Consider the following 11,989-nt stretch of genomic DNA (forward strand, 5'->3'; position numbering starts at 1 on the left):
TCGCACTGATGAGGTGCAAAGTTACTGGTTTGAGGTTGGGGAGACTTTATCAGTAAACAGTAAACAGTGAACTGAAAACTCGCATCTGATAAGTACCTAAGCAAAATTAATTACACATATCTAACCACCTCTTGCCTCTTGCCTCTTGCCTATCTTCACCAGGAAATTAATTTTGCACGACTACTTAACTGATTGCTAAACCGTTTGTAGGGGAAAACCTAAAGCTTCTCGTTGCTGTAAATACAATTGAGCAACCTGTCGAGCTAAATTGCGAATTATGCCGATATAACGGGTTCTTTCAGCTACAGCAATCACACCTCTAGCATCGAGTAAATTAAAAGTATGGGAACATTTAAGAACATAATCTAGACTGGGAATCACCAGAGAACGCTCAATTAATTGTTTAGCTTCCTGTTCATATAAACTGAATAAACTAAATAATAACTCAGGATTGGAAGCCTCAAAATTGTAGGTACATTGTTCGATTTCATTTTGTAGAAAAATGTCACCGTAGAGGATATTTTCATTCCATTTAATTTTATTAATTGCCTCCACATCTTGCAGATACATGGCTAATCTTTCTAAACCGTAGGTAATTTCGATCGCCACGGGACGACAATCAATACCCCCACACTGTTGAAAGTAAGTAAACTGAGTGATTTCCATACCATCTAACCACACTTCCCAACCCACACCCCAAGCGCCGAGGGTGGGAGATTCCCAGTTATCTTCCACGAAGCGAATATCGTGATCTTCTGGGTTAATTCCTAACACCCGCAGGGAGTCTAAATAGATTTCCTGAATATTATCGGGAGAGGGTTTAATTAGAACTTGATATTGATAGTAATGCTGAAAACGATTGGGATTTTCGCCATAACGGCCATCCGTAGGACGACGACAGGGTTCCACATAGGCAACGGCCCAAGGTTCCGGACCAATTGCCCTTAAAAAGGTATGGGGACTCATGGTTCCTGCACCTTTTTCGGTATCATAGGGTTGAGCAACTAAACAACCGCGATCGGCCCAAAATTCATTTAATTTAGCGATAACAGCCTGGAAAGTTAAAGACATGGGAAAAAGTAAAAAAGCGGATTAGGGGAATTATAAATTATAAATTATAAATTATAAATTATGAATTGGGAAGTGGGAATTATAAATTATAAATTATGAAGTGGGGAAGTGGGGAGCTTTTCAGTTATCAGTTTACTGATCACTGATAACTGATAACTGATAACTGTCTCCTGACTCCTGAAGGTTAAATTCATTGACTTAATTTTAACTGTAAGCGAAAGTGGACGGGGTTAGAAGACTGGGGGAGAATAACTAATTCATAAAATCCCTCCTCGGATAATTGACTGGACCATTGCCGATCGCTAGACTTGTCTAAAAGGGTAATATTACCCGTGGGAGAGTAGAAAGATAGTAAAACTTCGCCTTCCGCCTCTAAATTTAAGTTTAACCGATCACTGGAACGCAATTTTATTGCATAGGCTTTTCCTTGTCCCTGGCTGAGAATTGCCTCGATAACTTCCTCTCCCCCTGCGTCTAAACTTTCGATCGCTTGGTAGGATAGGCCAGACTGTAAAGATTGTAACTGATTCCAGGCCAAACCACTCCATAGTTGACCTAGGCTTGTATCAAAACTTGGTCTTTCTGTCAATTCAGGGAATAGCTGAAAAAAGGCAGTATCAGTCAGTAAATTAAGGACTCTACCGCTTAAACGTAACTGATTCACTTGTTCTCGCCATTTTTCTCGTTGTTGCTCGTCGTAGCTACCTAATGCTTCTCTAGTGCCAGAATCGAGAAGTTCTAAGCGATCGAGTATTTCTGCTGCTAAAATATCTCTTTGTTCCTGTTTCTGTTTTTCCTCTTTGATATCCCCATAGCGGAGGTTAAACAATTCATTGACGAGATTTTTAAAAAACTGACCATCAACTCCCAACTCTAGACGGCGCTTTCTCATCTCGGCTTTCCGTTGCCATGCCGTATCTGTGGCAGAATTAAAATTATTTTCTTCTGTGGCAAAAACGGGTTTAACGGTTTGGGGTTGATTGCTGTGTTTAACCCACTGTTTCCCGATTAACCAGCCTATTGCCGCCGATAATAACATCAAGAGGCAAAAAATAGCGATTCTGCCAGAACAGCCGAGAAAAACGGGCGATTTATTCCGAGAATTAGCGGCCATTGTCTTCTTAGACCATTTAGGGTTTTGATCTGTAAAGATGAGATTAACACATAATAATAGGCTAAGACGCATTTTAACCGCCTATCCTTAGATTAGCTGAATCTTAGCCAATACCTTTACTGTTGCCCCTTGTCTCATCTCAACAAGCAGTTTAAATACACGGACAGCTTATTATTCATAGCAGATAACCATGACTACGACTCAACCCCTATCCCCTAGCCAAACCGCCCAAAAAGATGAGATAATCTTCCCCAAGGGCGAATTTTGGAGTGATGAACCGCCATTGGAAAGTAATTTACATCTAACTCAGATTATTTTGTTGATAAAATGCCTAGAATGGTTATGGCAAGATAGAGAAGATTACTTTGCAACCGGGAATTTAACCATCTACTACAGTCCCAATCAGAAAAAATCAGAATACTTTAGAGGACCCGACTTTTTTGTAGTATTGGGAACAACTAGAAACCAAAACCGGAAAAGTTGGGTAGTATGGCAAGAAGAGGGAAAATATCCTAATGTGATTATAGAAATCCTCTCAGAAAGTACCGCTAAGACTGATAGGGAAGAAAAGAAAGAAATTTATCAAAATACATTTAGGACTCCTGATTATTTCTGGTTTGACCCCTATAGTTTAGAGTTTGAAGGATATACGTTAATTAGGGGAAAATATCAACCGATTGAACCCAATCAGCAAGGTTGGTTATGGAGTGAAGAATTGGGCTTATATTTAGGGATCTACGCCGATAAATTGCGTTATTTTAGTCCTAGGGGTCAGTTAATCCCAACACCTGAGGAAGCCGCTCTTCTGGAGAAACAGGCCAAAGAATCTGAACGTCAACAAAAAGAACTGGCTTTACAGCAACAAGAATACGAACGTCAACAAAAAGAACTGGCTTTACAAAAAATTGAGCAATTAACGGCAAGATTAAGAGAATTAGGCATTAATCCCGATGAAACCTTGTAGGGGTGCAAGATGGTCAGTGGCATCTCTTGGGTTTGGTGGGTAAAATGTATTCTAAGATACAGTCTTAGGGCAGTGAGTGGAAGGAACCACAGAGACACAGAGGACACAAAGATCGATCGCTCTTATATAATTTAAATTTATCACACAAAGTCGAGAAGAGCCAGACGTAGGGATAATTAATGAATTTTACTCCGAAAATGTAGGGACAATTCATGGATTTTACTCCAAAAAACTAGGAATAATTAATAAAATTTACTCCGAAAATGTAGGGACAATTCATGATTTATACTCCGAAAATGTAGGGATAGTTCATGATTTATACTCCGAAAATGTAGGGACAATTCATGAATTGTCCCTATCAAGGGTTTCAGATTTTGCCGGTAGCTATCAAGTAAATCGAAGAATAAAGTAGGTGGGGTTAAACGATAGTGAAACCCGACATTTAAGTAATTGGGTTGGGTTTCGTCAAATAAATTCCTGTAAAATAGCTTCGATTTGTCCTTTTAGAGCAGGAATATCATTTTCAACAATATCCCAAATAATCTCTAGATTAATACAAAAGTATTCATGAATAGTTAAGTTTCTTAGATCGCTGGCATCTCCCCGTTGTTCAAACACGGTTTTTCCCGGTCGAGCATACTTTTCTACACGCTCAATTGCTTCTAAAATATCTCGCAAGCGTTCGGGATCATCTCTCATAGTGGTAAGTAGTCGTGCAAAATTAATTTCTTAGTGAAGATAGGCAAAAGGCAAGAGGCAAAAGGCAAGAGGGGGTTAGATATGTGTAATTAATTTTGCTTAGGTACTTACCAAGAAGTTTCATGTTGAATGTTACCGTTCGGGAGAGGTCGAATCAACAGTTAAATTTGCAAAATATTTGCGAAACGAGTATAAAGATAAAAGAATGATTTTTATTGGGGATGGAGCAGGTTATCATAAATTTGCATAGTTCAAAGAGTTCTTAGAAGAAATAAATAAGGGAAAGAAAGCTAATGAATGGCCAATTACTTGTATTTTATTGGCACCGAATGCTCCACAACAAAATCTAGTGGAAGATGTTTGGTTGCAAGGGAAAAACTTTTTAAGAAAATACTGGTATTTATGCAAGTCTTTTAAGATTGTCAAATTTTTATTTGAATTTTGTATTGATGATCATAAATTTGATTTTCCTAAAATTAATCAATACAGTTGTTTTTAGAAAATGTGGTTCTTCCGAACTTACACTGTAGAAAATTCCCCAAGCTCCCTCTCTGTCGAACAATGCTCTAAAGTTGATAAATATCAATCTAACAAAAACTCAAAGCCCTATTGTACAAACTTTACAAGCATGAGTTGTTAATAGTTTTGCATGACAGGTTCGGTAGAGCCGAAAATGTTTAGGATTGCTATATCTGAGAAAATGTGTAATTAACTAATTCAGCTTTGTTATTCTTGACTGACCAAATAAAAATTTCTTGCACCACACCCTTAGAAAATTGAGTTATGTATCGAGTCAAAATATAATTTTCTGGATGAGGCGGTTGTATCCATGTGTCGATCACTTGAGTTGATTTTCGAGAACCAAAAATACGAGATGTTGTTTCGCATAGCTTTAACACATCGTTAAGAGAATTGCTTTTTCTTAATAACTCACTCGCTCGATTATAGATTTCTTCGCACTTACCTCTATCTAGTTGAGCGTGGAATTCCTGAACCGCTTTCTCGACTATATCTTTATGATTTTCTATTTCATCAATATAGTCGGACATAACCCGTTCTCTCTCGATCGGATGACCGAACATTAAGTAAAAATTTCCTAATCTCATAAGAATTCCACCCCCGAAAAAGATCGAGCCGATGACAATAAAGATAACTAAACTTCCTAAACATCCCAAACAACTGAATTTTTGATTAGACATATCGATGATTCACCTAGGTTTAGTTTTAAGGTTTGTTAATCGTCTATAAGAGGTTTTTCTTGCCAAATCTGATCATATCATAATCGTATCTAATTTGTCTTCTAATCTCTTAAATATTTAATCTTTGCTTAAGACCGCAATTGGCGAGATCATACTAAAGATACGCTCACTAATGATTGCAGACGCAGAGCTTTCTCGATCGATAGCTAAAACTTGAAGAAACAGAAGAATTTAGGCTTACTTTCGATACTGGGAAAAAATAATTTACAGCACTTCTGGCTTCATCAAGACAGGCAGGAGCTGCCAGATACTTGATTAAGCTTGGAGGTGTACTTGCTCAAACTGAAAAATGCTGTAGAGCGAGCGTTTTAATGAACTCTTAGAGAAAAGTATCGCTATAGGACGATTTTTTTTCTCTCGCTAAAAATCATCGCGATTCTTTTTTCTCGATACGCCGCTTCGTTCACGAATACGGGATGAACAGTGGCTTGTTCTCGATAGAAAAATGTTTCACCTGAAAACGAAATAAAGAGTGGGTCACCGAAATTTAACGGCTCGTAATCTTTCAATCTCTCGTGAACCATCGCGTCGATCTCTCCCGATGGATCTCTTGGAAAATCGATCGCTTTAAGAGTTTGATAGACCGTGACGCTAGAAGAACCTGCGAGCGAGCGTCCCCGATTTCTCGCGTCGAGATAATCGAGGATTTTATGGACAATCACTTCGGTTCGCTCTACAATCCGCGCATCCAAGACACCTTGCGCTACCGGACCAACTTCCACGGTACAACCTAATCGAGAGAGCGATCGCAATCTCGACGAATCTTGCCGATCTCCTAAACAGATCTGCGCCGAGGGATCTTGTTGTTGCAAATAAGCCGCTAGCTGTAAGTTAAAAGCATCTTCGTTCGACGGGATAATCGTCATTCCCATACTCGCAGTCGTGCTGTGTAGATCGATAATAAAATCCACGCCCGAGCCATGGGTAGGATGTAAGATAGCCTTGATTTCCTTGGCCCGTTTCTCTTCGTAACCCGTCAAACCCGGATCGCTCAATTCGTGAACGGCGAAACAACGATTTAAATCTCGATCGATGTAGCGACGGTTTTCAGCGATCGCTCGCGGGTTCGCAAGGAGCGCAAGCACCTCTAAACTCTCCCGTCGGATCAGTTCAGGAAAGCGCTCGAATTTTTTCACTAACGCGACTCCCGTTAACTCGTTGCCATGGGTTCCCCCGACGATGGCGACCTTCCGAATCGATTCCAAAGTCATAGATAATCTCCTTGCTTTCATTGGCTAACTTTCAATTTTTCGAGCGACGGTCTCTGCATTTTTTCGCCGATCGCTATTTCTTTTCCCCGCTACTTTCTAGATTAAAGAAACCTTTAGTATATGTCAAATATTAATTTAATTAAGCTAGTATATTTTATATGTATAGTAGAATTCTATGGAACTCCGTCACCTCCGTTATTTCGTCGCCGTAGCGGACGAATTGAGCTTTAGCCGAGCGGCGCAACGGTTACAGATCGCCCAACCTCCCCTTAGTCAGCAGATTCAAGCGCTAGAAAAGGAATTAGAGGTCAAACTATTCGATCGCCAAAGTCGTCCGCTTCGACTGACCACCGCGGGACAAGCATTTTTAGAAGAGGCGCGCACCACCTTACTACAGTTAGAGCGAGCGGTCTATAAGACCCGATCGATCGATAAAGGACAATCGGGAACTTTAACGATCGGCTTTACTGGCTCGATCGCCAATAGTATTTTTACCGAGATATTGCTCGCTTTCCGCCAAGAGAATCCCGACATTAAATTAATTATGCACGAGGAAAAAACCGCCCTAATCTTGCAAAAATTGCGCGAAAGGCAAATGGATATAATTTTTCTCTATAGCTATCGGGAAGCTTGGGAAGATACTTCCTTCCAGATGACGATCCTCGATCGGGAACCGCTCGTCTTGGTTTTACCGAAAAACCATCCATTAGCGGAACGATCTGCCCTTTCCCTAAACGATTTAAAAGAGGAAGAATTTATCCTACCCCTGCATAATGTTTCTGGTGGCTTATCCGAACAGATCTATTTTCTCTGCTCTCAAGCGAAATTCGAGCCGAAAGTGTCTCAAACCGCCCTTTTTATGGTCACGATCTTGGGATTAGTCGCAGGAGGAACTGGGATTAGTATTCTTCCCGCAAGTGTCCGAAATCTCCAACGCCATGGGGTGATCTATCGCTCGCTTCTCGAACAGAACCAGACCTGTAATTTAATGGCGGTCTGGCCTGACAATGATTCCTCGAAAGTATTACCGGTATTTCTGGATTTTATCCACTCCTACAGACAACTGGAGAGCGATGCTCTAGAGTAACTCCCTCGCGAAAATCAGTGATTGCCAGAACAATCGATCCCACGCGAGGCGAATTGCATTCGCCCTCTTTTAATAACTTCTGTTCATCACCCATCACTCCATTTCCCTAAAAATATTAAGAGATGTAACTATTTACCCCTAGCCTAGAAAGTGATTACTCAACAGGGGTGAGATCAGGATAGTCTAGATCGAGCAGTCAGATAGATGTTTAGTTAAATTCCTACTTCAGATATGTCCGTTTCTAGTCCTCCTCGTTCCCTGCGTATCGGTTCGCGTAAAAGTCAGTTAGCCCTAGTACAAACCTATTGGGTACAGGCAGAATTGAGTAAACACCACCCCCATCGACAGTTTGAGGTGGAGACGATGAGTACCCAAGGCGATAAAATTCTCGATGTGGCCCTGGCGAAAATCGGTGATAAGGGTTTATTTACCAAAGAATTAGAAGTGGGAATGTTGGATAGATCGATCGATCTTGCCGTCCATTCTCTCAAGGATCTGCCCACTAATTTGCCCGAAGGCTTAATCTTGGGTTGCGTCACCGAAAGAGTTAATCCGGCCGATGCTTTGGTGGTAAATAGCCAAAATCAAGACTATCAATTAGACACTTTACCAGAAGGTGCGGTGGTGGGGACTTCTTCCCTGCGGCGATTGGCCCAGTTGCGTTACCATTATCCCCATCTGACTTTTAAGGATGTGCGCGGCAATGTTAACACCCGTCTGGCAAAACTGGACGCGGGAGAATACGACGCGATTATTCTGGCAGTAGCGGGATTGGAAAGGTTAGGATTAGGCGATCGAGTTCATCAGGTTATCCCGGCAGCAATTTCTCTCCATGCGGTGGGACAGGGTGCTTTAGGGATAGAATGCCGCGATGCTGATCCGGAGGTTTTGCAAGTCCTAAAAGTGTTGGAACACGCCCCTAGTCGCGATAGATGCTATGCTGAACGCGCTTTTTTACGCGAGTTGGAGGGGGGTTGTCAAGTTCCCATCGGAGTCAATACGGCGATCGAGGATGGTATCCTAACTTTAACGGGTATGGTGGCTAGTCTCGACGGTAAGCGCCTGATTAAGGACTCGGTTAGCGGTGATCCTAGCCATGGGGAGGTCTTAGGACGAGATTTAGCCCATAAAGTGCGCGAGGCTGGTGCTGGGGAGATTTTAGCCGAGATTTTCGCTGAAGTGGGCCGATAATCAGTTATCAGTGATCAGTTATCAGTCTTAAGTAGGGTTGGCTGAATAAATCTAACCTTTTCCGCCGGGATGATAGAATTGCCTTTCGGAGTCAGGAAATTGTACAGGATATGACGATTTTGAATTAAAACTAAAGTTGCGATCGCTAAGAGAAAATAACCAAAACCTTTTTGTAACTGTTTTGCGGACACAAACTGTCCCAGATAGGAACCGATAAGAGTACCGAGGGCAGCCGCAAAAGCAAAGGATAGGGTTAACTGCCAATCGACGCTAATATGTCCTAAATAGCCCAGTAATCCAGCTACAGAATTGAGGAAAATAATCAGCAGGGAAGTGGCGATCGCTTGAACCATGGGGATTTTGCCCAATAATACCAGCGCGGGAACAATAGCGAAGCCTCCCCCAACCCCAACTAATCCCGTCAGGACACCCACAGCGATTCCTTCGCTCATTAACCAGAGCCAGCAATATCGGCACACTGGTTGGGGGTAGAGAGTCAGATTTTTTTGCCGATCGCGGGCTTTATAATCAGGATTATCTATCTGTGCTGATCTGCGGATCATAAAGGCTGCCGCTAGGAGCATTAGTGTCGCAAACAGGAGCATCTGGAAGGTGGCAGTGACAAAGGGTAATGTGGCTAATCTTGCTCCCAAAAAAGCCCCTACCATCGTGGCAGAACCGAAGATAAAAGCGGTTTTTAAGTTAATGTTGCCTTTTTTCCAGTGGGGAATCGTGCCGAGTAAACTGACACTACCGATGACTAGAAGCGTCATAGCGATCGCCGATTTGGTCGGTACCCCCATCACATAGACTAGAATCGGTAATGCTAGTACAGAACCTCCTCCTCCCAGCAATCCCAGACTAATCCCCGTACAAACGGCTAATAAATGTCCAATTAACCAAGTCATTTCAGTTATCAGTGATTTTAGCTATCGGTCCTCAGGAGGCAGGAGATACGGTGATAGGGTGTTAGGGTGTTGGGGTTTTAGTTGAAATTCCCCCACTTCCCCACTTCCCAATTCATAATTTATAATTCCCACACCCCACACCCAACCCCCTATTTCCCCCGATGGGGTTGATTATAGGGAAGTTTAGCCAGAAGCATAGCTAAAGCACAGGTATTACTAATCCCCGCAAAAACTAGACCAGAACCGACAAAACCGCTTAAAATCAGGAACCAAGGCGAGATAAAGGCTCCTAATACTGTTCCGAGGACTACTAGGGAACCAGCAACGATCTGCACCTGACGAAATAGGCTAATTGGGGCATTTTGGTCTTTTTCGGTGGCATAACCCGCACTTTTCCAAGTATTTAAGCCGTTTTTTAGCTGGGCAACTTGGCTAAATCCTGCCGCAATTAGTTTTTGTGCTGCTAAAGTGGACCTGCTGCCAGAATTACAATAGAGAACTAGGGTTTGATTGGGGTCAAAAGCGATCGAATTAGGGTTAAAACTGGAAAGTGGTACTAATTTCGCCCCTGGAATGCGATCGCTGGCGTACTCCCCCGGTTCTCGCACGTCAATTAAGCAAACTTCTCGGCGCTCAATTAAGTTTTTTAAAGTATGGGCATCAAATTCTAGTAATTTTGCTTGATTTGTGGTATGGGTCATCGTTAATCTCCTGAATAGATCTTTAAGCTAAAACAACTCCTAAATTACCGCAGCCTTGGTTAGCGGGAACTGCCTCCATGATCTTTTTGGGATCGGGTAAATTAAGACTGTTCATAAACTCGATAAATTGTCTGCGGTTACGTCCGACAAAACGGGGATTGTATTGTTTTTCTTCGGCAATGGTGGAGACAGTTAAACCGCGATAGTCGTGGCCAGGATAAACTAGGGTACTATCGGGGAGAGTGAAAAGTTTTTGCGTGACCGAATCAAAGAGAGTACCAGCATCGCCGCTTTGGAAGTCGGTACGACCGCAACCCCGGATAAATAGGGCATCTCCTGTCAAAATATGACTGTTATTGACTAAATAGGCTAGATGACTATCGGTGTGGCCGGGAGTAGCGATCGCTTTGATGGTGATATTTCCTAGTAACAATTCCTCTCCATCCGTCAGATGGCGATCAGCACAGGCTACTTGGGCATTTTCGGGAACTATACCCAGACAGCCTGTGATTTGCCTTAATTTTCCAGTTCCTGTGACGTGATCGGCGTGAATATGGGTTTCTAAACAGTATTTTAGCGTTAATCCTAGCTCCCGTAATTGCCGATCATCCCTTTCCACCTGTTCCCGCACTGGATCCACCAATACCGCTTCCTTGCTGACGGGATCGGCAATCAAATAAGTATAAGTGCTGGTTTCGGGATCGAACATCTGACGGAATAGCATGATCTCTGACTCCCTTTGTATAACTTTATAACTATACTACCGTATAATTATGAACTTGGAGGAAACCTCTAGCAGGATTAATTTTTTGGCTGTATCTCACTGTCGAGTCAAGAGGCAAAAATACAAATAAAGCGAGAACTGTCGCTCTTACAGTTCCCGCTCTATTATTGTTGTATTGTTGGAGTATCTAACCCCCAAATATTGAGTTAAATTAGTACAACTCTTCTTCTTTGTGGGTGACGATCACACAGTCAGAAGTAGGATAGGCGACACAGGTGAGGACATAACCCGCTTTAATTTGATCGTCATCTAAGAAGGATTGATCGGATTGATCAACGCTACCAGATTCGATTTGACCAGCACAACTAGAGCAAGCACCAGCACGGCAAGAAAAGGGTAAATCTAATCCTTGTTCTTCTGCTGCCTCGAGAATATATTCATTATCGGGAACATCAATTGTATGGTCGCCATCGGGTGTTTTCAGGGTGACTTTATAAGTGGTTGTCTTTGTTTTCTTTGCCATAGGTTGTTCCTCAGCCTCAAAATGCCTTTTCTCGCCGTTTAAACTGAACGGGTCGAATGAGTTTCCTTTCTGATACTACGCGAAAATTTACCCAGCTTAACTTAGCATTAGTAATCACAGCCTTAAATAAACTTAAAATAATATTTACTTATCACTTTAGCAGATTAGCTGTTTAATTAAAAGTTGATAAGTAGTCGTGCAAAATTAATTTCCTAGTCGAGACTCCGAGACTCCGAGACTCCGAGACGGGAGACGGGAGATAGCTATTAGGTATCGGATCAGAAGTGTTGAACGTTGAGAAAAGTCAGACAAAAAATGCTATTATAGATAGAATCTAGACAACTTATTCACCTCACAATAGGTAGTTTGCCCTGATGACGAATTTCTCAAAACTCATAAAAGAGCTTCTCAAACCACTGCCTAAAAATGACTACCCCGCTTTAGACACTTTTACATTTTTGTCCTGTTGGATTGGTTTTGCTTTAGATAAAAGCATCGTCAGTATGAGGGACTTATGCAGTCGAATGGTACTGCAAG

12 protein-coding genes are annotated in these 11,989 nt (G+C 42.0%); 3 read left to right on the plus strand and 9 right to left on the minus strand.

Annotated elements, in window-relative coordinates:
• Positions 1-195: 195 nt before the first annotated feature.
• Positions 196-1,071, minus strand: a complete 876-nt coding sequence (gene glyQ / locus IQ234_RS00870; protein WP_193955665.1) for a glycine--tRNA ligase subunit alpha — start codon at positions 1,069-1,071, stop codon at positions 196-198.
• Between the two features lie 190 nt (positions 1,072-1,261).
• Complete coding sequence (locus tag IQ234_RS00875) at positions 1,262-2,185, minus strand: serine/threonine protein kinase (protein ID WP_193955666.1); 924 nt, start codon at positions 2,183-2,185, stop codon at positions 1,262-1,264.
• 190 nt (positions 2,186-2,375) lie between these two features.
• On the opposite strand from IQ234_RS00875, the gene IQ234_RS00880 reads away from it, so the two are divergent.
• Positions 2,376-3,149, plus strand: a complete 774-nt coding sequence (locus IQ234_RS00880; RefSeq protein WP_193955667.1) for a Uma2 family endonuclease — start codon at positions 2,376-2,378, stop codon at positions 3,147-3,149.
• Between the two features lie 465 nt (positions 3,150-3,614).
• Here IQ234_RS00880 and IQ234_RS00885 read toward each other — a convergent pair whose 3' ends face one another.
• The 3 genes from IQ234_RS00885 to IQ234_RS00895 all read right to left on the minus strand — a co-directional run bounded on the left by IQ234_RS00885 (position 3,615) and on the right by IQ234_RS00895 (position 6,318).
• Complete coding sequence (locus IQ234_RS00885; protein ID WP_193955668.1) at positions 3,615-3,848, minus strand: DUF86 domain-containing protein; 234 nt, start codon at positions 3,846-3,848, stop codon at positions 3,615-3,617.
• Between the two features lie 686 nt (positions 3,849-4,534).
• Complete coding sequence (locus IQ234_RS00890; protein WP_193955669.1) at positions 4,535-5,047, minus strand: hypothetical protein; 513 nt, start codon at positions 5,045-5,047, stop codon at positions 4,535-4,537.
• Between the two features lie 395 nt (positions 5,048-5,442).
• Positions 5,443-6,318: an aspartoacylase gene (locus tag IQ234_RS00895; RefSeq protein ID WP_004162854.1), complete on the minus strand. Its 876-nt coding sequence runs from the start codon at positions 6,316-6,318 to the stop codon at positions 5,443-5,445.
• Positions 6,319-6,493: 175 nt separating this feature from the next.
• On the opposite strand from IQ234_RS00895, the gene IQ234_RS00900 reads away from it, so the two are divergent.
• Together IQ234_RS00900 and hemC are read left to right on the plus strand one after the other, a co-directional pair.
• Positions 6,494-7,405 carry a LysR family transcriptional regulator gene (locus IQ234_RS00900; RefSeq protein ID WP_004162856.1) on the plus strand — a complete coding sequence of 304 codons (912 nt, stop codon included), beginning with the start codon at positions 6,494-6,496 and terminating at the stop codon, positions 7,403-7,405.
• A 231-nt stretch (positions 7,406-7,636) separates the two neighbouring features.
• Positions 7,637-8,596, plus strand: coding sequence for a hydroxymethylbilane synthase (hemC, locus tag IQ234_RS00905; RefSeq protein ID WP_193955670.1), 960 nt, complete (start codon positions 7,637-7,639; stop codon positions 8,594-8,596).
• Between the two features lie 14 nt (positions 8,597-8,610).
• On the opposite strand, the gene IQ234_RS00910 is transcribed toward hemC, so the two are convergent.
• The 4 genes from IQ234_RS00910 to IQ234_RS00925 form a co-directional block, all read right to left on the minus strand.
• Positions 8,611-9,504, minus strand: coding sequence for a sulfite exporter TauE/SafE family protein (locus IQ234_RS00910; RefSeq protein WP_193955671.1), 894 nt, complete (start codon positions 9,502-9,504; stop codon positions 8,611-8,613).
• Between the two features lie 149 nt (positions 9,505-9,653).
• Positions 9,654-10,205, minus strand: coding sequence for a rhodanese-like domain-containing protein (locus IQ234_RS00915; protein WP_193955672.1), 552 nt, complete (start codon positions 10,203-10,205; stop codon positions 9,654-9,656).
• 22 nt (positions 10,206-10,227) lie between these two features.
• Entirely contained in the window at positions 10,228-10,929 is a 702-nt protein-coding gene (locus IQ234_RS00920; protein ID WP_193955673.1) for an MBL fold metallo-hydrolase, read from the minus strand.
• 211 nt (positions 10,930-11,140) lie between these two features.
• A complete protein-coding gene (locus IQ234_RS00925; protein ID WP_110578603.1) occupies positions 11,141-11,452 on the minus strand; it encodes a 2Fe-2S iron-sulfur cluster-binding protein in 312 nt (103 codons plus the stop codon).
• Positions 11,453-11,989: the final 537 nt, after the last annotated feature.

Origin of the sequence: Microcystis aeruginosa LEGE 91341 (assembly GCF_015206885.1) — a bacterium.
Lineage (GTDB): Bacteria > Cyanobacteriota > Cyanobacteriia > Cyanobacteriales > Microcystaceae > Microcystis > Microcystis aeruginosa_H.

What these genes read in the sequence shown, in the direction of transcription:
- IQ234_RS00925 (WP_110578603.1), bottom strand. Translation starts at nt 11,452, where the DNA reads ATGGCAAAGAAAACAAAGACAACCACTTATAAAGTCACCCTGAAAACA.
- IQ234_RS00910 (WP_193955671.1), bottom strand. Translation starts at nt 9,504, where the DNA reads ATGACTTGGTTAATTGGACATTTATTAGCCGTTTGTACGGGGATTAGT.
- glyQ (WP_193955665.1), bottom strand. Translation starts at nt 1,071, where the DNA reads ATGTCTTTAACTTTCCAGGCTGTTATCGCTAAATTAAATGAATTTTGG.
- IQ234_RS00915 (WP_193955672.1), bottom strand. Translation starts at nt 10,205, where the DNA reads ATGACCCATACCACAAATCAAGCAAAATTACTAGAATTTGATGCCCAT.
- hemC (WP_193955670.1), top strand. Translation starts at nt 7,637, where the DNA reads ATGTCCGTTTCTAGTCCTCCTCGTTCCCTGCGTATCGGTTCGCGTAAA.
- IQ234_RS00880 (WP_193955667.1), top strand. Translation starts at nt 2,376, where the DNA reads ATGACTACGACTCAACCCCTATCCCCTAGCCAAACCGCCCAAAAAGAT.
- IQ234_RS00900 (WP_004162856.1), top strand. Translation starts at nt 6,494, where the DNA reads ATGGAACTCCGTCACCTCCGTTATTTCGTCGCCGTAGCGGACGAATTG.
- IQ234_RS00895 (WP_004162854.1), bottom strand. Translation starts at nt 6,318, where the DNA reads ATGACTTTGGAATCGATTCGGAAGGTCGCCATCGTCGGGGGAACCCAT.
- IQ234_RS00890 (WP_193955669.1), bottom strand. Translation starts at nt 5,047, where the DNA reads ATGTCTAATCAAAAATTCAGTTGTTTGGGATGTTTAGGAAGTTTAGTT.
- IQ234_RS00875 (WP_193955666.1), bottom strand. Translation starts at nt 2,185, where the DNA reads ATGGCCGCTAATTCTCGGAATAAATCGCCCGTTTTTCTCGGCTGTTCT.
- IQ234_RS00920 (WP_193955673.1), bottom strand. Translation starts at nt 10,929, where the DNA reads ATGCTATTCCGTCAGATGTTCGATCCCGAAACCAGCACTTATACTTAT.
- IQ234_RS00885 (WP_193955668.1), bottom strand. Translation starts at nt 3,848, where the DNA reads ATGAGAGATGATCCCGAACGCTTGCGAGATATTTTAGAAGCAATTGAG.